General features: G+C 63.5%; 15 protein-coding genes. All 15 read left to right on the forward strand.

Features of this window, described 5'->3' with window-relative positions; all coding sequences use genetic code 11:
• Window positions 1–29: 29 nt before the first annotated feature.
• From R5H19_RS17425 to R5H19_RS17495, 15 genes are read left to right on the forward strand one after another with little or no spacing between them, the layout of a single operon-like run.
• Window positions 30–1,619, forward strand: a complete 1,590-nt coding sequence (locus tag R5H19_RS17425; protein ID WP_318160329.1) for an XrtA system polysaccharide chain length determinant — start codon at window positions 30–32, stop codon at window positions 1,617–1,619.
• On the forward strand, window positions 1,616–2,524 hold the full coding sequence (locus R5H19_RS17430; protein WP_318160330.1) for an AAA family ATPase: 909 nt from the start codon (window positions 1,616–1,618) through the stop codon (window positions 2,522–2,524). Before R5H19_RS17425 ends, R5H19_RS17430 begins: the two co-directional genes overlap by 4 nt.
• Window position 2,525: 1 nt before the next feature.
• Complete coding sequence (locus R5H19_RS17435) at window positions 2,526–4,067, forward strand: TIGR03016 family PEP-CTERM system-associated outer membrane protein (protein WP_318160331.1); 1,542 nt, start codon at window positions 2,526–2,528, stop codon at window positions 4,065–4,067.
• 7 nt (window positions 4,068–4,074) lie between these two features.
• Window positions 4,075–5,139, forward strand: a complete 1,065-nt coding sequence (locus tag R5H19_RS17440) for an AAA family ATPase (RefSeq protein WP_318160332.1) — start codon at window positions 4,075–4,077, stop codon at window positions 5,137–5,139.
• Window positions 5,136–6,047 (forward strand): XrtA system polysaccharide deacetylase, encoded by a 912-nt coding sequence (locus R5H19_RS17445; protein WP_318160333.1) that lies wholly within the window; start codon window positions 5,136–5,138, stop codon window positions 6,045–6,047. Before R5H19_RS17440 ends, R5H19_RS17445 begins: the two co-directional genes overlap by 4 nt.
• Before the next feature lie 13 nt (window positions 6,048–6,060).
• Window positions 6,061–7,122, forward strand: coding sequence for a FemAB family XrtA/PEP-CTERM system-associated protein (locus R5H19_RS17450; RefSeq protein WP_318160334.1), 1,062 nt, complete (start codon window positions 6,061–6,063; stop codon window positions 7,120–7,122).
• A 3-nt stretch (window positions 7,123–7,125) separates the two neighbouring features.
• A complete protein-coding gene (locus tag R5H19_RS17455) occupies window positions 7,126–8,379 on the forward strand; it encodes a TIGR03087 family PEP-CTERM/XrtA system glycosyltransferase (RefSeq protein WP_318160335.1) in 1,254 nt (417 codons plus the stop codon).
• Window positions 8,376–9,944 carry an exosortase A gene (gene xrtA / locus R5H19_RS17460; protein WP_318160336.1) on the forward strand — a complete coding sequence of 523 codons (1,569 nt, stop codon included), beginning with the start codon at window positions 8,376–8,378 and terminating at the stop codon, window positions 9,942–9,944. Before R5H19_RS17455 ends, xrtA begins: the two co-directional genes overlap by 4 nt.
• Complete coding sequence (locus tag R5H19_RS17465) at window positions 9,941–11,137, forward strand: TIGR03088 family PEP-CTERM/XrtA system glycosyltransferase (RefSeq protein ID WP_318160337.1); 1,197 nt, start codon at window positions 9,941–9,943, stop codon at window positions 11,135–11,137. The genes xrtA and R5H19_RS17465 overlap by 4 nt, the downstream gene beginning before the upstream one ends.
• Before the next feature lies 1 nt (window position 11,138).
• Window positions 11,139–13,088: an XrtA/PEP-CTERM system amidotransferase gene (locus R5H19_RS17470; protein WP_318160338.1), complete on the forward strand. Its 1,950-nt coding sequence runs from the start codon at window positions 11,139–11,141 to the stop codon at window positions 13,086–13,088.
• Window positions 13,085–14,404, forward strand: coding sequence for a glycosyltransferase (locus R5H19_RS17475; RefSeq protein ID WP_318160339.1), 1,320 nt, complete (start codon window positions 13,085–13,087; stop codon window positions 14,402–14,404). The genes R5H19_RS17470 and R5H19_RS17475 overlap by 4 nt, the downstream gene beginning before the upstream one ends.
• Window positions 14,401–15,702, forward strand: a complete 1,302-nt coding sequence (locus R5H19_RS17480; RefSeq protein ID WP_318160340.1) for a TIGR04063 family PEP-CTERM/XrtA system glycosyltransferase — start codon at window positions 14,401–14,403, stop codon at window positions 15,700–15,702. The genes R5H19_RS17475 and R5H19_RS17480 overlap by 4 nt, the downstream gene beginning before the upstream one ends.
• Window positions 15,692–16,897 carry an FAD-dependent oxidoreductase gene (locus tag R5H19_RS17485; RefSeq protein ID WP_318160341.1) on the forward strand — a complete coding sequence of 402 codons (1,206 nt, stop codon included), beginning with the start codon at window positions 15,692–15,694 and terminating at the stop codon, window positions 16,895–16,897. The genes R5H19_RS17480 and R5H19_RS17485 overlap by 11 nt, the downstream gene beginning before the upstream one ends.
• On the forward strand, window positions 16,894–18,009 hold the full coding sequence (locus tag R5H19_RS17490) for a beta-L-arabinofuranosidase domain-containing protein (protein WP_318160342.1): 1,116 nt from the start codon (window positions 16,894–16,896) through the stop codon (window positions 18,007–18,009). Before R5H19_RS17485 ends, R5H19_RS17490 begins: the two co-directional genes overlap by 4 nt.
• A 4-nt stretch (window positions 18,010–18,013) precedes the next feature.
• Window positions 18,014–19,330, forward strand: a complete 1,317-nt coding sequence (locus R5H19_RS17495) for a putative O-glycosylation ligase, exosortase A system-associated (protein WP_318160343.1) — start codon at window positions 18,014–18,016, stop codon at window positions 19,328–19,330.
• Window positions 19,331–19,333 lie beyond the last annotated feature (3 nt).

Consider the following 19,333-nt stretch of genomic DNA (forward strand, 5'->3'; position numbering starts at 1 on the left):
CCGACAATGACATCGGGGGAAGGGAAGCGATGCAGAAACAATCGATCGATTTGCGAGAACTGTTTCAGCATGTGCTGCTGGAGGCACGCACTGCTTGGCGCTACCGATGGCATGCGCTGGTGGTCGCGTGGTGCGTGACGATCGTCGGCGCGCTGCTGGTGTTCAGCCTGCCGAACAAGTACGCGGCCAACGCCCAGGTGTATGCCGACACCGAGGCGTTGACGAATCCGCTGCTGCGGGGTGTTGCGGTGCAGCCAGACGTGCGGGGGCGCCTCCAGATCATTACCCAGACCTTGCTTTCACGCCCCAATCTCGAGGCAGTAGCAGACAAGACCGGCCTGTCCCTGCGCGCCACGAGCCCGGCAGACAAGGATGAGTTGCTGGCGAATCTTGGCGCTGCCGTCACGGTGAAGGGTGCCGGCCCCAAGGACCTCTACAACCTGAGCTACGTCGATCCCGACCGGCAGATGGCGCAGAAAGTGGTGCAGGCGTTCCTGCAGATTCTCATGAACGACACTCTGGGTGCGAATACCGCCTCCACCGAGGCGGCCCAGGATTTCCTGCAGCAACAGGTCCAGGCTTACGCCAGCCGGCTGAACGAGGCGGAGCAGAAACTCGCGGATTTTCAGAAGGCCAACGTCGGCTACATTCCAAGCCAGGGCGGCAGCAATTATTTCACGCGCCTGCAGGAGGCCGAGACCCAACTGCAGAACTTGCAAGGCCAATACGATGCAGCCGTTGCGGGTCGCGCGACCACCCAACAGCAGATGCGCGACATGGCAAACAGCAGCTCGACTTCATCGGGAATCGATCCACGCACCCAGGAGGTCGACAAGCAGATTACGGCTTACCAGCAGCAGCTCAACCAGCTGTTGCTGCGTTATACGGATGAATACCCGGACGTGATTTCCACCCGGCGCATGATCACGCAACTTCAGGCGCGGCGCGAAGCCTTGCTGAAGAATGCGGCTGGGACCTCGGTAATGGGCGTGGTCTCGGACAACCCGGTATACCAGGAGATGCAGAAATCCATGTATTCCACCCAGGTCAGCATTCAGACGCTGGCCACGCAGGTCGCTCTGCAGAAACGGCAGATTGCCGACCTCAAAGGCAATGTGGACAAGATCTCCGACGTGCAAGCCACCTTGCAACGGCTGATGCGCAATTACGACGTGACCAAGAAGCAGTACGACCAATTGGTGGAGCGTCTGAACACGGCCGAGCTGTCCCAGGACGCAACGCAGAGCGGCAACAATCTGAAATTCCGCGTTATCGATCCGCCGGTCGTTCCGCCGCTGCCGGTTAGCCCGAAACGCGGGCTGTTGTTATTGCTGGTGCTCGTGCTGGCGATGGCTATCGGCGGCGGGTTTGCGTATTTCCTGCACAAGATAAATCCGGTGTTCGTGAGTCTCAAAAGTTTGCGGGAGTACGGCGATTATCCCGTACTCGGGGCGCTCAGCTTGATCGTGTCGCCATCACGGCGCCGCGAGCAGCGCCGCGAGGTGGTCGGGTTTTGCACCGGGGCCGGTCTACTGGCCATGGTGCTGGTGCTGGGGTTCGCCTTTGAGGGACAGCTTACCCAGATGGTGCAGCATTTCTTTGTGGTGGGGGCCGCATGAGCATCGTTGAGAAGGCAGCCGAGAAGCTCAAGACCTTGCAGCCTGAACCGCCGCTACCGCCACCTGTCGAGGCGGCAGTGCCGCATTCGGCGCCGACGATCGAGCGTTTGTCCGGCAAGGCGCGGGTGGTGGAGCAAGCCACGGAAGCCGCGCCGCTCTGGCACGTGGATCAAATGGCGCTCGAGCGCGCGGGTTTGCTCCCCGCTGGCGACGAGGCGAACGATCGACTCGCGGATGAGTTGCGTCGCGTCAAGCGGCCATTGATGGAAAATGCCATCGGAAATGGCCCCAAGGTATTGGCGCACGCAGAGCGCATCGTGGTGACCAGCGCGGTGCCAGGCGAAGGCAAGACCTTTACTGCGCTGAATCTTGCCCTGAGTCTGGCGCGCGAACTGGATTTCGAGGTGTTGCTGGTGGACGGCGACATACCGAAATCCCACATCACCCGCGTTTTGGGACTCGGCGGGCAGCCCGGCCTGATGGACGTGCTGGTGGACGAGCGGCGCCAGCCCGCCGAGGTCATCGTGCGGACCGATGTACCGAATCTGCTGGTGGTGCCGGTAGGGGGACGCCATCCACTGACCGCCGAGTTGTTCGGCAGCCTCCGCATGGAATACGTGCTTGAAGAGTTTGGCGGCCGGAATCCGCACCGTCTGGTGGTATTTGACTCTTCACCCTTGCTGGCGACTCCGGAGTCGCAGGCGCTGGTTTCCCACATGGGCCAGGTTTGTATGGTGGTAGCCGCGGGTCGCACAGGTCAGCATACCGTCGATTCGGCTATGCAAAGTTTGAATGACTCGCAGTATGTCGGCCTGATTCTCAATATGAGCTGCTTGCCGGCAAGTGAGAGTTACTACGGCTACCAGGGCCTGTATTCCCAGGGCCGCCTTGCCGGGGAAGCCTAAGATGCGTGCCCTGTCGGCGTCGGTTGTCTTGTCGTCGATCACCCTGGGCGGTTGGCTGGCCGGAGCCGCAGCCCAGAACGTGGACGTGGGGGCGGTGCCTGCGTCGAGCTCGGCCCCCGGCGGGCTCGACGGGAACTCCGAGAATCTGCCCCCGGGCGTCATCCCGCAGCCGAGCGTCGACTCACCGGGCGTGGTCACGGGTGTCACGCTCGGTGAGTTGTACACCGATAACCTCATGCTTGCGCCCAGCGGGAAGCCGAAACAAACGAGCTGGATCACCGAGATTCAACCGTTCATCAAGTCAGCCTACAGCGGGCCGCGGCTTTCCGGAGTGTTCGACTACACGCTCACCGGATATCTGTACGAGGGGCAATCGCGCCATAACCAGTTGACGCAAAACCTCGACACTCACGGCACGCTCACCCTTCTTTCGCAGCATTTCTTCCTCGACGGCAGTGCGTTGTATGGACGCCAGGTCATCAATAGTGAATTGCCGGCCGGATCCGGCACGTTTTTCCTGGACAATAACAGCGCCAATGTCGCGCGGGCCACGCTAAGCCCGTACTGGATCCAGGACCTCGGCAAGGTCGGCACCGCGATGTTGCGTTACAGCTACGGGCGCGTTTGGTACAACAACAAAGGCATTCCCGCGCAAAGCAACGATTTGCTGGTCGGCATATCCGACATCACCAGCAATGCGCTGCAGTTCAACCTTGTGAGCCCACAGTACGAAACGTGGAGTTGGAACTTCGGCTATTCCGATCAGCGGATCGAGTTTGATTCCGGCCGCAAATCGCGTTTTGCGATGGTCAGGCTGGGAGCCGCCGTGCAGATCCGTGACAACGCCAGCTTGCTTGCCGATGTCGGCAAGGAAAACAAATTCCTGGCAGATGGTTCGGTGGACAGGCTGGGTGCGAGCTTCTGGGATGCCGGCGTCGAGTGGTCGAATACGCGGAATCATTTCAAGGTACTGGTCGGGCACCGGTTTTATGGTCGCAGCTACCAGTTGTCCTGGACGCATACAGCCGCCTTGCTGACGACTGCCGTAAGTTATGTGGAACGACCAACCGATCTCAACCAGCAGTTGCTGGGGCAGGGAGCGGACGCTATCCCGTCACTCGGATTCCCGTTGATTCCCTCACTCAGAGAGCAGCGGGTCTATCTCATGAAGCGCGCCAGTGCGTCGGCGGCCTACGAGATGCCCAAAGGCATATTGCGGGTGACGTTATACGACGAACGACGCACTTATTTTCTGTTGGGCAGCGCTCAGGAAAGAGTGGCGAATGCGGAGGTCGCCTGGCTGTTCAATATCGGGCCGTTCACCACGTTGACCCCCACTTATGGCTGGCAGCGTTACCGGCACCAGGATGGGCAGACCAACTACAACCAGTACGCGCAACTGGCGGTCGTGCATCAACTCAACCCGAAAAATTTCGCCAGCCTGCGGCTGCGTCGTGATTCCCGCAATGTGTCCATCGGATCGGCGGGCGCACGGGGATACCGCGCGAACGTGATCTTCCTGCAGTTCACCCATCTGTTCTGAGGACGACATGTATCAGGCGTTTTACAAACTGCGTGGCAAGCCTTTCCAGTTGACCCCGGATCCGGGAATGCTGTTCCCCAGCAAGAGTCACAAGCGCGCCATGGCGTATCTGCTCTACGGCTTCGAGCAGGGCGAAGGTTTCGTGGTGATCACCGGTGCTGTTGGAACCGGCAAGACGCTGCTCATCCAGAAGCTGTTCGAAGCACTCGCGCATCGCAACATTGCCGTAGCCAGTATCGCCTCGGCCAATCTCGATGGCGACGATATATTGCCGGCCGTGGCTTCGGCACTGGACCTGCCTTATGAGGGGCGCAGCAAGGAGGCTCTGCTGCAGGATGTGAAACGGCATCTGATATCGCTGCGCGCCCGTCTCACGCACTCCCTGCTGGTGGTGGATGAGGCGCAGACGCTTACCCCGGCGGCGCTCGAGATGCTGCGCATCCTGTCGAACTTCGAGTTCAAGGGCCGTGCGCTCCTGCAGGTATTTCTTGTCGGCCAGACCGAACTGCGGCGCATCATCGTCAGCAACCACATGGAACAGTTACGCCAGCGCATCATCGCCTCCCACCGGCTTGATTCCATGAGCGAGGAGGAAAGCCGCGCGTACATCCTGCATCGCCTGCATGCCGTCGGCTGGAACAACGATCCGGAACTGACGCCCGACGTTTTTGCCGGGATTTACCTGGCCAGCCGCGGGATCCCACGAAAGATCAATCTCGTCATGGACCGCCTGTTGCTGCACGGTTACCTGGAAGAACTGCACGAGCTGGACCAATCGGCGCTCACCGTGGTACTCGACGAGATCCACGATGAGATGCCAGGCGTGCCGCCGACACTGGAAGTGCCCGCCATGCCCCAGGACCTGGACCTGACGCACGCCGCCACACCATCGCAACGGGATGGCGGACTCGCCACGATGGACCGCGAACGCAGCAAATTCATGTTGCAACTGCTGCGCGAAGAAGTGAGGCGCAGGGAGGTGCTGCTGGCTGCGTCGTCGATGGCACCGGTCGTGGACGAGGCCGCGATGGCCGACGCGCGGTACCCGCGTTCGGGCCAGGAAGGCAAATGAGCTCCTTGCCGCCACCAGGCGATCCCGTCACCAACGCCATGACGGTGGATGTGGAGGACTACTTCCAGGTGGCTGCCTTCGAAAAGTGCATCCGGCGCGAGGATTGGCCGCACTGGCCCGTTCGCGTCGAAGGCAACACCCGGCGCGTGCTGGAGCTTTTCGAGCGTCACAGCGTGCACGCCACTTTCTTCGTGCTTGGCTGGGTGGCGGAACGCTTCCCTGCGCTGGTGCGCGACATTGGCGCCGCCGGCCATGAGGTCGCAAGCCACGGCTTCGGCCATGAGCGCTTGACGAATCTGAGCCGGGCGGAGTTTCGCGACAGCATCACGCGCACAAAACGTCTGCTTGAGGACATCACCGGTACCGCAGTGTATGGCTATCGGGCGCCCAGTTATTCCATCGGACCCACCACGTTGTGGGCTCACGAGGAGTTGCGCGAAGCAGGTTACCGCTACAGTTCCAGCATCGTGCCGATCCATCATGATTTGTACGGCATGCCGGCGGCACCGAGATTTCCGTTTTTTGCGAAGCGCTCCGGCTTGCTCGAAATCCCGGTGACGACGGTGCGGCTGTGCGGGCGCAACTGGCCGTGTGGCGGCGGCGGTTATTTCCGCCTGCTGCCATATGCGCTGTTCAAGCACGGCCTGCGACGCGTCAACCGGCGCGAGCGGCGCTCCGGCGTTTTCTATTTTCATCCATGGGAAGTGGATCCGCAGCAGCCGCGAGTGCCCGGCGTGACGCTCAAGAACCGGGTGCGCCACTATCTGAACCTGACCCGCACGGCGCCCCGGCTCGAGCGGCTCGTGCGCGACTTCCGTTTCGACCGCATGGATCGGGTATTTCTCGCCCGCACCCACGCCGATTATCCGGTGGTAGCGCTGCAGGTCGCCGAACTCTGTGCGCATTGAGAAGGCCTGCGACATGCTCGACCGCGCGGACGACAGTCATTCCGCCGACCCTTGCACCGTCAGGCGCTTGGGAAGGGGCGACGAACGGCACTGGGACACTTTTGTCGAGAGTGCACCGCGGGCCACGTTTTTCCACCGGGTGGCCTGGCGCGGGATCCTCGAGCAGGTGCTTGGTCACCGCTGCCACTATTTGTACGCGGAACGGGATGGGGTCATCACGGGCGTTCTGCCACTCACCGAGATGCGCAGCCGGCTGTTTGGCCACGCGCTGATTTCAACGCCGTTTTGCGTGTATGGCGGAGTGGTGGCGGGCGACCCGGACAGCGAGGCACAGCTCATCCAGGCCGCGACCGCACTCGCCGACGAGCTGCGCGTCGATTACCTCGAACTGCGCGACCGCGAGCTGCGCCACCCCGCGTGGCCGGTCAAGGATCTGTACGTCAGCTTCCGCAAGGCGATCTGTCCGGACCATGACAAGAATCTCAAGGCGATCCCGCGCAAGCAGCGCGCCATGGTGCGCAAGGGCGTTGGCGCCGGCTTGCAAGCGCGCCATGGCGGCAGCATTGCCGAGTTTTACCGGGTGTACGCCGAGAGCGTGCGCAATCTGGGTACGCCGGTGTTGTCGCGCAACTATTACGCGAGCCTGCAACAGGCGTTTGGCGAGGATTGCGAGGTTACCGTGGTCACCCACCAGGGGCAGCCGGTGGCCGCGGTCATGAGCTTCTACTTTCGCGATGAGGTGCATCCGTATTACGGCGGCAGCGTGGCGCGTGGCCGTGATCTCGCGGCCAACGATTTCATGTATTGGGCGGTGATGCAACGTGCGGTCGAGCGCGGTGCCCGGCTGTTCGACTACGGCCGCAGCAAGCAGGACAGCGGTTCCTATCACTTCAAGAAACATTGGGGCTTCGAGCCACAACCGCTGCCCTATGCCTATTACCTGGTGCGAGCCAGCACGGTTCCCAATATCAGTCCCACGAACAGCAAATACAGTCTGTTCATCGAGGCTTGGAAGCGGCTGCCGCTGCCGGTGAGTTGTGCGCTGGGCCCATGGCTTGCGCGGGATCTGGGGTAACGCATGCAATCGGTATTGTTCCTCTGCCACCGACTGCCCTGGCCACCCAGCAAGGGCGACAAGATCCGCTCGTACCACGTGTTGCAGCGGCTCGCCGAACGCTACCGCGTGTATCTCGGCACGTTCGTGGACGATCCGGCCGACTGGCGACACCTTGCGCCGGTCGAGGCCTTGTGCGCCGAGATGTGTATTCGGCCCTTGCCGCCTTGGCGTGCGGGCTGGCGCGCGCTTGCCGCGCTGACGCGAGGCGAAGCGCTTACCGTCGGGGTTTACCGCGACCGCGTGATGCGCCACTGGGTCGAACGGTTGTTGGCCGAGCACAAGCTGGAGCTGGCCTTGTGCTATTCGTCTGGCGTGGCGCCGTTCGTCATGCGGCACACCCAGCTGCGCCGGGTCATGGATTTTGTGGACGTGGACTCTGACAAATGGCACCAGTATGCGCAGCAGGCCCGCGGTGGCGTGAAGCGCATGCTGTACCGGCGGGAAGCGCGGCGGTTGGCGGAGTTCGAGCGCACGATTGCCACGCAATTCGACGCCAGCGTGTTTGTCTCGGAAGCCGAAGCGGCGTTTTTTCGACACCTGGTGCCGGAGTCGGCCGGCCGGGTACACGGCATCCCCAACGGGGTGGATGCCGGGTACTGGGATCCGCAACGAGCTTGTTCCAGTCCCTACCGGCCGGGGGAACGGGTGGTGGTGTTTGTCGGTGCCATGGATTACAGCGCCAACGTGGATGCGGTGCGCTGGTTCGCGCAGGAAGTCTGGCCGCGGATTGCCGCCCGACGGCAGGACGCCCGCTTTTACATCGTGGGGAGCAGGCCGACAGCCGCGGTCCGCGCGCTGGGCCAGCTCGCGGGCATTACGGTTACCGGGCGGGTGGAGGATGTGCGGCCGTACCTGGCGCATGCTCATGCCGTGGCGGCACCGTTGCGGATTGCGCGCGGCATTCAGAACAAGGTGCTGGAGGCGCTGGCCATGGAGAAGGTGCTGCTGGCGACGCCTGCGGCCTACGCGGGCGTCGCGGATTTCGCGGGTCGTCAGGGCTGCATCGATGAATCGCCCGAGGTCATGGCGGCGGAAGCCCTGCGCTGGCTGGATGCGCCGCAAGCCGTGCGGGTGCCGGCGGCCCGCGCCGAGGTGCTGTCCCGCCATGACTGGGTACGTAGTCTCGACACGTATGAAAACGTACTGTGCAATGCCCAGTCCGGTGCAGCTTCCGTGGAGACCGTGGGCACTGCCGGATTGGAGGCGTGCCCATGAACAGGCCGCTTGCCGCCGCGGCTGGCTTTTCCGCGCGCACTTCCGGCTGGGCGCTGGCCGCGGCCGCATTCGCCGTCGCGGTCGTCGTGCTGCTGGCCTGCTACTGGCAGACCGTGCAATCACTGGTGTGGACCTGGGATCACGATGGAACCTACCAGTACGGCTTTCTGATCTTTCCGTTGAGCCTGTGGGCGGCGTTCAATCTGCGCCATCAACTCCAGGCGAACCCGCCGGTGCCGAGTGTGTGGGGTCTGGCAGCGGTGACTGCATTGGTGCTTGTCTGGTATGCCGGCCGCCTGCTCGACATCAATCTGGCGCAGCATTTCGCGTTCGTGGCGCTGTTCCCGGCGCTGGTGCTGGCCTGCTGGGGATGGCGCGCGCTATGGGTGTTGGCGTTCCCACTCGGCTATCTGGTGGTGTTCGCGATTCCCTGGGGCGACGCGCTGGTGGGTCCGCTGCAGGACATTACGGCGCATTTTGCAGTGCGCGCGCTGGAGCTGACCGGCACACCGGTCCTGCTCAACGGCCGGCAGATCATCACGCCCTCGGCGGCATGGATGGTGGCCGATGCATGCAGCGGCGTGAAATTCTTCATCGCGTGCACTGCACTCGGCTGCCTGTATGCCTACCTGATGTACCGACGCTGGTGGAAGCGGGTGGTTTTCGTGGCGCTGGCGGCGGTGGCGCCGGTCGTCGCGAACGGCTTGCGGGTGTATTTCACCGTGCTGATCGGTGAAACCTGGGGGCTGGAATACGCGACCGGCACGGACCACATGATCTTTGGCTGGCAGTTCTTCGGCACGGTGCTGGTGCTGCTGTTGCTGGTCGGCTGGTTTTTCCGCGACCCATTCGTCGCACCGGAGCATCCCACCGCACATGGCGGCATGCCTGCCATTGCGCGCACTGTGGTTTGGCTGGCGACAGTGGAGCTGTTGATCGCGGGCCCGGCCTTGGCCACCGGACTGGTGGCGCCGGCACCGCCGGAAACGATGCACCTGACCGCACCAACGGTCGCGGGCTGGAGCGGGCCACAAGCTGCCGCGGACGGCTGGCGGCCGATCTTCAGGGGGGCGGCGGGGCAGGTACGCGTGTCCTATCAGTCGGTCGCCAGTGGTGATGTGGTCGAGTTGTTTCATGCCATCTATACCGGCAAGCCACGCCGCGGACATACCCTGATCACCTACGGCAACGATCTCTACGATCCGGCGCACGCAAAAATCCTGAGCCGCGCCGGCCGACAGCTTGAGCTCGCCAACGGATGGAGCACGACTGCCGGAGAGCTGCGGCTGGTCGGTGCGACCGGCTCGCGGTTGGTGTGGTACTGGTATTGCGTGGATCGTCGCTGCACCCGCTCGCCAGTGTTGACCAAGTTGCTGCAGGCATGGGGTGTACTGCGTGGGCAGGTCCCGCAATCTTCGGTGTGGGCATTGTCGTCGTCGGTTGCCAGCGACGATGTCGATCGGGTGCGGACGAGGCTGCATGCCTTTGCGCAGGCGCTGCCCGCACCCGGCACGTCGGATGTGCAGGCGCAGCGGGCACCCGATCTTGCGCGGAGCCGGCCATGAACGAGCGGCCCCTGATCGTGCACGTGCTCTACCGGCTGGACACCGGTGGCATGGAGCGCGTCGTGGTGTCGCTGATCAACGCGACGCATGATCGTTACCGCCACGCCGTGATTGTGCTGACCGGCTTCGGAGCATGGCGGCATGAAATCGAGAATGCAGCCGTCGCATGCGTGTCGCTTGAAAAAAAGCCGGGCAAGGACTGGCCCTGCTATTTCCGATTCTGGCGCGCGTTGCGCGCGCTGAAGCCGGACCTGGTACAGACTTACAACATCGGGACGCTGGATCTGGCGCCGGTCGTGAAACTGGCCGGCGTGCACCGACAGGTTCACGCCGAACACGGACGCGACGCTGCCGATCCGGGCGGCGACAATCGCAAATACCACCGGCTGCGGCGTTGGATGGCGCCGCTGGTTGGGCGGTACGTCGCGGTGTCACCGGACTTGCGGATCTGGCTCACGGAGCGTGTGCGCATTCGATCGTCCAAGGTGATGTATATCGCGAACGGAATCGACGCGGCGCCGTTCGATGTGCCGTGCATCCGGTCCGGGCCACGCAGACAGCTGGGCGATTTTGCGCCGCCGGGCACCGTGCTGATTGGCAATGTGGCACGCCTCGACAAGGTCAAGAATCACGCGGGTTTGCTCCTTGCATTCAAGCTTTTGTGTGAAGAAAGCGGGCGAGAAAATGCCGCGTGCCGCTTGATCATCGCCGGTGACGGGGCGCAACGCGCGGAATTGGACCAGCAGATTGTCCAGCTTGGCTTGATGGAAACGGTGCGGTTGCTCGGCAACCGCGGTGATGTGGCGCAACTGCTGGCGGAGTGCGATGTGTTTGTCTTGTCTTCCGTTGCCGAAGGCATGCCGATCACCTTGCTGGAAGCCATGGCTGCCGGGCTGCCCGTGGTCGCAACCGACGTCGGGGGCGTCGCCTCGGTGGTCGAGACCGGGGTGACCGGTACGCTGGTGCCGGCCGGCGATCCACGCGCCCTGGCGACGGCTCTGCGCGCCTATGTCGCAGATGAAAAACTGCGGCGTCGGCATGGCGACGCCGGATGCGCGCGCGTCGCTGCGCATTTCAGTTTGCGCGCAATGGTGTCCGCGTATGTCGCACTGTACGACGAACTGCTGGGTCGGCAGACGGGCGCCCTGCAGCCACGCGTGATGTCCGGCTTGACCGGGCACAAGGAGAACTGACGTGTGCGGTCTGGCCGGAATCGTCTTGTCGCAGCATGCCGGTGTGGATGAAAGGGTTCTGCTGGCCATGCGGGATGCGCAGCGGCACCGCGGACCGGATGCGGTCGGGATGTATCTCGGCCAGGGCGTGGGCCTGGGGCATCGTCGCCTGTCCATCATTGACCTGGACAATGGGCGGCAGCCGATGGTGGATGAAGTGGCCGGTCTGGCGCTGGTCTACAACGGCGAGCTGTACAACTTCCCATCGCTCAAAGCCGAACTGGAAGCGCAGGGCGCGGTATTTCGCAGCCGCTGCGACACGGAAGTACTGCTGCGTGCCTGGCAGCAGTGGGGTGAGGCCTGCCTGGCGCGCCTGGTCGGCATGTTTGCGTTCGCGGTGTGGGACATGCGTACGCAGCGCGTCTATCTGGCCCGCGATCACCTTGGCATCAAGCCGCTGTACTACGGCTTCACCGGCTCCGGCGATCTGGTGTTCGCTTCCGAACTCAAGGGACTGCTGGCGCATCCCGGCGTCGAACGTCGGCTCGATCCGCAGGCGTTGGAAGATTATCTCGCACTCGGTTACGTGCCGGATCCGAAAAGCATCTATCGCGGAATTTTCAAACTGTCGCCCGGTCATTGGTTGAGCTGGCACGCCGGCGAACCAGAACCGGCCCCCCGGCAATACTGGGATGTGCCGTTCAAGCTTGCCGCCGGCATGACGGCGGATGAGGCTGCGGCGCAGCTCCACGGCTTGCTGGACAGCGCGGTGGCAGGCCAGATGATTGCGGACGTGCCGCTCGGCGCGTTTCTTTCCGGTGGCGTGGATTCCAGCGCCGTGGTGGCGAGCATGAGCCGGGCGTCGCAGCAACCGGTGCGCACCTGCTCCATCGGTTTCGACCACGGCGGTTTTGACGAGACCGTCTATGCGCGACGCGTGGCCGAGCATCTGCATACGCAGCATTTCGAGCGGCGGGTCAGCGCCGATGATTACGATCTGCTCGACACGCTGGCGACGGTTTACGACGAACCGTTTTCCGACAGCTCGGCGCTGCCGACGTACCGCGTGTGCGAGTTGGCGCGCACCCAGGTGACCGTGGCGCTGTCCGGTGACGGCGGCGACGAGAATTTCGCCGGCTACCGGCGCTACCGCCTGCATGCGTGGGAAAGCGGGCTGCGCGCGCGCTTGCCGCTGGCGTTGCGCAAACCGCTGTTTGGTCTATTGGGCAGCATCTATCCCAAGGCGGACTGGGCACCGCGCCCGCTGCGCGCCAAGACCACGCTGCAGGCCCTCGCCGGCGACGATGTGGAAGCCTACTTCCATACCGTCAGCACCACCTCGGCGGCGCTGCGCCAGCAGCTGTACAGCGCGAGCTTCAAGCGCGAACTTCAGGGTTACAGCGCACTTGCCGTGTTCCGCGCCCACGCAAAACGCGCGCCTACCGATCATCCGCTGCTGCTGGCCCAGTACCTGGACTTCAAGACCTGGCTTCCCGGCGACATCCTGACCAAGGTTGACCGGGCCAGCATGGCGCACAGCCTGGAGGTCCGCGTACCGCTGCTCGATCACCGACTGGTCGAGTGGGCGTCCTCGTTGCCGCCCGGGTTGAAGCTGAGAGGAAGTACCGGCAAGTACATCCTCAAGAAAACGCTCGAGCCGGATTTGCCGCACGACGTGCTGTACCGGACCAAGATGGGTTTCAACGTGCCCTTGGCGGCATGGTTGCGTGGCCCACTCGCACAGCGCGCTCGGGACGCCTTGCTTACCGGAGCCGTTGCTGAATGCGGGTATTTCGAGCCGGCCATGCTCGATCGGCTGGTGCGGCAACATGCGGCTGGCCGGTGCGATCACAGCGCGACGCTGTGGAGCCTGCTGATGCTGGACGCCTTCCTGCGCCGCATGCAGCAGCCCGCCGCCGCGGCCCCCGCCGGGCCGGCGCGCAGGGCCGTGACCGCCGGGGCACAACCATGAAGACAGCATCCGTCAACGGCGTTGCCAGTGGTGTCCTCCCGTCAGCTGAAGCAAGCTTCGAGGCGGCGCGGCGGAGTGCCGAAGCCGGAGCTGAAGAGGGTGGCGAACGCAAGATTCGCCTGCTGGTATTCACCAGTCTGTACCCGAATGCCGTCCAGCCGCGCCACGGTGTATTTGTCGAGGAACGGTTGCGCCACCTGGTGGATTCCGGCCGGATTACCGCGACCGTCGTGGCGCCGGTGCCATGGTTTCCGTTCCGGCATGCGCGCTTCGGGGCCTACTCGGCATTTGCCAGGGTGCCCGTGCAGGAGCAGCGTTATGGCATCCAGATCAGCCATCCCCGTTATCCGGCCATTCCGAAGCTGGGCATGAGCATCGCGCCATGGTTGATGCATCGCGCCCTTCTGCCGATCCTGCGGAAACTGCAAGCCGACGGGACCGACTTCGATCTGATCGATGCCCACTACTTTTATCCGGATGGCGTGGCTGCAGCACGGCTTGGCGCGGCCCTGGGCAAACCGGTGGTGATCACCGCGCGCGGTACCGACGTGGCGTGGATCCCGCGCTATCGTCGACCCAGAGCGCAAATCCGGTGGGCAGCAGAGCGCGCCGCTGCCATCGTGGCCGTATCGCAGGCGCTGAAGGACAAGGTCGCTGCCTTGGGCGTGGATCCCGGGAAGATTGCGGTTTTGCGCAATGGCGTTGACCTTGATCGTTTCGAGCCACGGGACCGCACGGTGATCCGTGCCAGATTGGGTCTCACGGGTCCGGTATGGTTGACGGTGGGCCATCTGGTCGCACTCAAGGGTGTGCACATTGCCATTGCGGCGCTGGCGCGCGTGCCGGATGCGACGCTGTTGATCGCCGGCGAGGGACCGGAACAGGGCAAGCTGCAGGGCCTGGTGGAACAGCTTGGTCTCCACGCGCGCGTGCGGATGCTTGGCGCCATCCCCCACGCGGAGCTGTGTGACTACTACAACGCGGCGGACGTGCTGGTGCAGGCATCGAGCCGTGAAGGCATGCCCAACGTCGTGCTGGAATCGCTGGCCTGCGGTACGCCGGTGGTGGCCGCGCCGTTCGCCGGGATCAGCGAATTGCTGGATGCGCCTGAAGTGGGGGAAATCGCCGCACAGCGCAGTGCCGAAGCCATTGCCGCCGCATGGCTGCGGTTGCGGGACCGGGCGCCGACGCGTGCCGCCACCCGCGGCGCGGCGGAGCGGCTGGGGTGGCAGCCGGTCGTGGAAGCGCAGCACGCACTTTATGCGCGGGTACGGTTGGCCGCTGCAGGTGGCGCGACACCCGGAGCGGCGCCATGAACGACGTCCTGAGCGTTGCGCAGCGTCAGGCTCGGCCGGGGGCCTCGGCTGACCGGCCGTTGCGTATCTTGCACGTGCTCGACCATTCGCTGCCCTTGCACAGCGGTTATACCTTCCGGACGCTCGCCATCCTCGGCGCGCAGCGTGCGTTGGGGTGGGAAACGATGCAAATGACCGGTCCCAAGCAGGGCAGCGACCGGCAGCGCGAGGAACATGTCGGCGACTGGATGTTTTACCGCACCCTGCCGGCGTCCGGCTTCCTGGCAAGGTTGCCGCTGTTCCAGTATCGCTACCTGATGCGCGCATTGCAGACCCGGCTTGCCGAAGTGGTGGACAGCGTGCATCCGGACATTCTTCATGCGCACTCCCCGGTGCTGGACGCATTCCCCGCGCTCGCGGTGGGCCGGGCCGTCGGCATCCCGGTGGTGTATGAAGTCCGCGCGTTCTGGGAAGACGCTGCCGTCGACCTCGGTACAGCGCGCGAGGGCGGGGCGCGATATCGGCTGACGCGCGCGCTGGAAACACGGGCCCTGCAACAGGCAGACGCCGTGACCACGATCTGCGACGGTTTGCGCGACGACATGCTGAAGCGCGGCATTGCCGCAGACAAGATCACCGTCATTCCCAACGCCGTGGACATCTCCCAGTTTCGGTTCATGGCCACCGCCGATGCGGAGTTGCTGGAGAAATATGGACTCACGCGCGGAAACACGCTGGGGTTCGCCGGCTCGTTCTACGCCTATGAGGGGCTGGATGTGTTGCTCCGGGCCATGCCGCTGGTGCTGCGCGCCGTGCCGCAGGCACGCCTGCTGTTGCTGGGAGGTGGACCGCAGGACGCCGATCTGCGGGCACTGGTCACCCGTCTCGGCCTCGAGCGCGTGGTGCATTTCGTCGGTCGCGTGCCGCACGGCGAAGTCGCCAGGTACTACAGCGCCATGGACGTCATGGTCTATCCGCGTATCTCGCGACGGTTGACGGAATTGGTGACGCCGTTGAAGCCGCTCGAGGCGATGGCCATGGGCAAGCTGGTGGCCGCTTCGGATGTCGGCGGCCACCGCGAGCTGATTCGCGACGGCCACAATGGCCATCTTTTTGCCGCAGGATCGGCCGAGGCCCTCGCGCAGTGTTTGATCAAGCTGCTGGAGACTCCCGCGAGCTGGGACACGGTGATAGCCAATGGGCGGGAATTCGTCGAGCGCGAACGCACCTGGTCGGCGAGCGTGGCACGTTACCGCAGCGTCTATGGCGACGTGCTCGACCGTCGCGGTCGCAACGCAGGAGCGGCACGTGGCCACTGATACGCCCGCCGTGGTACTGGGCGCCGGAGCCAATGGCTTGGGCGTGGCACGCAGCCTGGCGCGCGCGCGGGTCCCGGTCTGGCTGCTGGATGCCGACACGCGTCGCGCTGAAATGCATACCCGCGCGGCGAAGCCGTTGCAGATACGCGCGACGCACGGTGAAACGCTGGTCGAAGACCTCGTGCGCCTGGGTACGACGCAATTTTCCGGTGTGCGCCCGGTGCTGTTCATGACCCAGGAGGAAAGCGTCAAGACCGTTTCGCATCATCGCGATCGCCTGTCGGCCCTGTACCGATTCAGCCTGCCGCCCATGGAAGTTGTGGACACGTTGCTGCACAAGGAGGGGTTCCAGCGTCGAGCCGAACAACTCGGCAGTCCCATTCCGCCGCTGGTGCACGTCCGCGTGCTTGCGGATCTGCCCGCGCTTGGAGAGCTGCATTATCCGGTGGTAATCAAGCCTGGCGAGCGGGATGCGGCCTATGCACGGCAGTTCAAGAAGGCTTACCGCGCTGGCAGTGCGGCGGAAGCGGCAGCGTTGATTCGCCGCATTCTGCTGGTGATGGCGGACGTCGTGGTGCAGGAGTGGATCGAGGGACCCGATTCGAATATTTATTTCTGTCTGCAATACGTTGATCGATACGGGCAGGCTGCCGGGTCTTTTGCCGGACGCAAAATCCGTTCCTGGCCACCGCAAGTGGGCGGTACGGCCAGCTGCGTAGCCGCCCCCGAAGTGCATGCGGAACTTTCCGCCATGACCACCCGGTTTTTCCAGGCCGCAGGCGTGGTCGGCATGGCCAGCATGGAGTACAAGCGCGACACGCGCAGCGGCGAATTCCGCATGGTGGAGCCGACGATCGGGCGTACCGATTATCAGGAAGAAGTGGCGACCTTGAACGGCGTCAACCTGCCGTACGCGGCCTGGTGTTCGGAGCTGGGTTTGCCGCTTCCGCCGCCTGCTGCAACAAAACGACCAGTGGTATGGCGGGTGCGCTCCGAGGACGCGCAGTCCGCAGCCGCCCAAGGCCAGCACATCACGCAGGGCTATCCGCGCGGTGGGCAGGTGGCCGATGCTTTGTGTCGGTGGCGTGATCCCATGCCGTGCCTGGCGCAAGGGCTGCGGCATGTTTGTCGCGCGCTGCTCGAGCGAGCTTCGAAGAGGTTGCCGGAATCACCGGTGGCCGGGAGCAAGTCATGAACGTGGTCGCGAGACTCCTGTCCAGACCATGGACGCGCCCTGCCGTGGATGCGCAGGATGGATTGCAAGCTGCCGCCGAATGGCTGGCGCGCGCCCAGGACGTCACCGGTTGCGGCGGCGTCAGCGCCTATTACGATGCAACGAAGCGGCAATGGGCCGGTGCCTATCCGGAAACCACCGGCTACATCATTCCGACCTTCTTGCGCTACGCGGAGTTTTCCGGTCAACGCGAGTACCGGGAGCGTGCCATCCGCATGGCCGAGTGGGAAACCGCCATCCAGCTTCCCGAAGGGGGCGTGCGCGCCGGCACGATGGACGCAACGCAGATCGTGCCGACGATCTTCAATACTGGACAGGTGTTGTTTGGCTGGCTGTCCGCGTGGCAGCAGACGCAAGACGCGCGCTTGCATGCCGCGGCGATGCGTGCGGCCGATTGGCTGGTGGCCGCCCAGGACCCTGATGGCGCATGGCGTCGCTACGCTTCACCGTTTGCCTCCCAAGGCGCGAATACCTACAACACGCGCGTGGCGTTTGCGCTGGCCAAGGCCAGTCAGGTCTTGCAGGAGCCGCGTTATCTGGATGCGGCGGTACGCAACGTGCAGTGGGCACTTACCCAGATGCAGCCCAATGGATGGTTGCAGAACAACGATCTGGAAGACAACGAGCGGCCGCTCACGCATACCATCGCGTATGCGACGCGCGGCATTCTGGAAGTTGGATCGATCGCTGCCGACGGTGCCTTGATCGAGGCTGCGGCGCGCGTGGCGCAAGCCGTTGCGCGCACCCAGCGCCGCGATGGGGCCGTGCCCGGCCGGTTGGATTCCACCTGGCAGGCGGCGAGCCGCTGGACCTGTGTGACCGGCAATGCGCAAATGGCCATCATTTGGTACCGCCTGGCGACGGAAACCGGCGAGCACGCATGGAGGGCTGCAGCGGAGCGCGCCATTCGCTTCAATCTGTCCATCCAGAAGGTGACGGCGAGCGACGAGGCAGTGCGTGGCGGCATGCCGGGTTCGTATCCGCGGTCGGGCGACTACATGAAAAATCGTTATCCCAACTGGGCCGCCAAGTTCTTCATGGACGCGCTCATGTCGCAATTGGAAGCGGGCTGACACCATGCGCGATATCGCCCTTGCGTTGCTTATCTTCGGAATGCTTCCCTTCATTCTGAAGCGGCCGTACTGGGGCCTGCTGGCGTGGTCCTGGCTCGGCTACATGAACCCCAATCGGCTGTGTTTCGGCTTCGCCGTCAGTTTCCCCTGGGTGCAACTGATTGCCATCGTCACGCTGGTCGGCTTGGCGTTCAGCAAGGAAAGCAAAAAGATTCCCAAGTCTACGATCAGCGTGCTTCTGTTCCTGTTACTGATGTGGACCGGAGTTACCACTTTCTATGCGGCTGTGCCAGATTCGGCTTGGAGCAAGTGGCAGGAGTTTGCCAAGGTTTTGATCATGGTATTTGTCACCTTGATGATGGTAAACAACAGGGAGCGTATTCACTGGCTTATATGGATCATTGTCGTTTCACTGGGGTTTTATGGCCTCAAGGGGGGGCTGTTCACGGTTATGCACGGTGGTAGAAGCAATGTGCTGGGACCTCCCAATAGTTTCATTGCCGACAATAATGCCTTGGCACTCGCGCTATGCATGACGCTCCCGCTCATGCGCTATCTGCAACTGCATTCGCCTCTGCGAGTCGTACGCATTGGGATGGGTATTGCCATGTTGTTTACCGGCATAGCGGTATTGGGCACGTATTCGCGGGGCGGCCTGATAGGTCTGGCCATCGTCGCCGGCGCGTTGTTCTTGAAGAGCCGCCGTCGGCTTGCTGTTGTTCTGGTTGCGGTTGCGGTGGGTTTAGCCGCCTATCATTTCATGCCGCCCGAATGGGCGGCGCGCATGGACACACTGCATCAGGCCAAGGAGACTTCTTCAGGCGAGTCACGGATACAATCTTGGAAATTTGCCGCGAACGTCGCCATTCACCACCCGTTGGTGGGTGGAGGGTTCGACGATTATCTAAGTACACCCCTGTGGGATGCTTTTGCGCCTGACGGCGCCGAGCCACGTGCCGTACACAGCATCTATTTTCGCGTATTGGGTGAGCAGGGTTTCCCCGGGCTGATTCTTTTCCTCGCGCTCATGTTCGCCAGCTGGCGAAGTTGTAGCCGCGTTCGGAAGAATGCGCGGGACCTGCCAGATCAAAAATGGGCGTACGATCTTGCATCCATGTTGCAGGTGGCCTTGATAGCGTTTATGGCGGCCGGGGCCTTCCTGCCGATGACTTATTTTGACCTGAGCTACCAGTTGATTGCCGTGTGCGCACTGCTGGGGCTGCACGCGCAGGAGGGTGGGGCACAACTGACGGGCGAACGAAGCCACGGCCTCGGTGTGGCCGTGCGATCACCACCGGTGCACAGTGCGCTTGCGGAGTGAGGA

Source organism: Rhodanobacter sp. KK11, assembly GCF_033345435.1.
In the GTDB taxonomy this organism is placed as follows: Bacteria; Pseudomonadota; Gammaproteobacteria; order Xanthomonadales; family Rhodanobacteraceae; genus Rhodanobacter.

Coding starts and splice junctions, on each gene's coding strand:
- R5H19_RS17425 (WP_318160329.1), top strand. CDS start 30: ATGCAGAAACAATCGATCGATTTGCGAGAACTGTTTCAGCATGTGCTG.
- R5H19_RS17430 (WP_318160330.1), top strand. CDS start 1,616: ATGAGCATCGTTGAGAAGGCAGCCGAGAAGCTCAAGACCTTGCAGCCT.
- R5H19_RS17435 (WP_318160331.1), top strand. CDS start 2,526: ATGCGTGCCCTGTCGGCGTCGGTTGTCTTGTCGTCGATCACCCTGGGC.
- R5H19_RS17440 (WP_318160332.1), top strand. CDS start 4,075: ATGTATCAGGCGTTTTACAAACTGCGTGGCAAGCCTTTCCAGTTGACC.
- R5H19_RS17445 (WP_318160333.1), top strand. CDS start 5,136: ATGAGCTCCTTGCCGCCACCAGGCGATCCCGTCACCAACGCCATGACG.
- R5H19_RS17450 (WP_318160334.1), top strand. CDS start 6,061: ATGCTCGACCGCGCGGACGACAGTCATTCCGCCGACCCTTGCACCGTC.
- R5H19_RS17455 (WP_318160335.1), top strand. CDS start 7,126: ATGCAATCGGTATTGTTCCTCTGCCACCGACTGCCCTGGCCACCCAGC.
- xrtA (WP_318160336.1), top strand. CDS start 8,376: ATGAACAGGCCGCTTGCCGCCGCGGCTGGCTTTTCCGCGCGCACTTCC.
- R5H19_RS17465 (WP_318160337.1), top strand. CDS start 9,941: ATGAACGAGCGGCCCCTGATCGTGCACGTGCTCTACCGGCTGGACACC.
- R5H19_RS17475 (WP_318160339.1), top strand. CDS start 13,085: ATGAAGACAGCATCCGTCAACGGCGTTGCCAGTGGTGTCCTCCCGTCA.
- R5H19_RS17480 (WP_318160340.1), top strand. CDS start 14,401: ATGAACGACGTCCTGAGCGTTGCGCAGCGTCAGGCTCGGCCGGGGGCC.
- R5H19_RS17490 (WP_318160342.1), top strand. CDS start 16,894: ATGAACGTGGTCGCGAGACTCCTGTCCAGACCATGGACGCGCCCTGCC.
- R5H19_RS17495 (WP_318160343.1), top strand. CDS start 18,014: ATGCGCGATATCGCCCTTGCGTTGCTTATCTTCGGAATGCTTCCCTTC.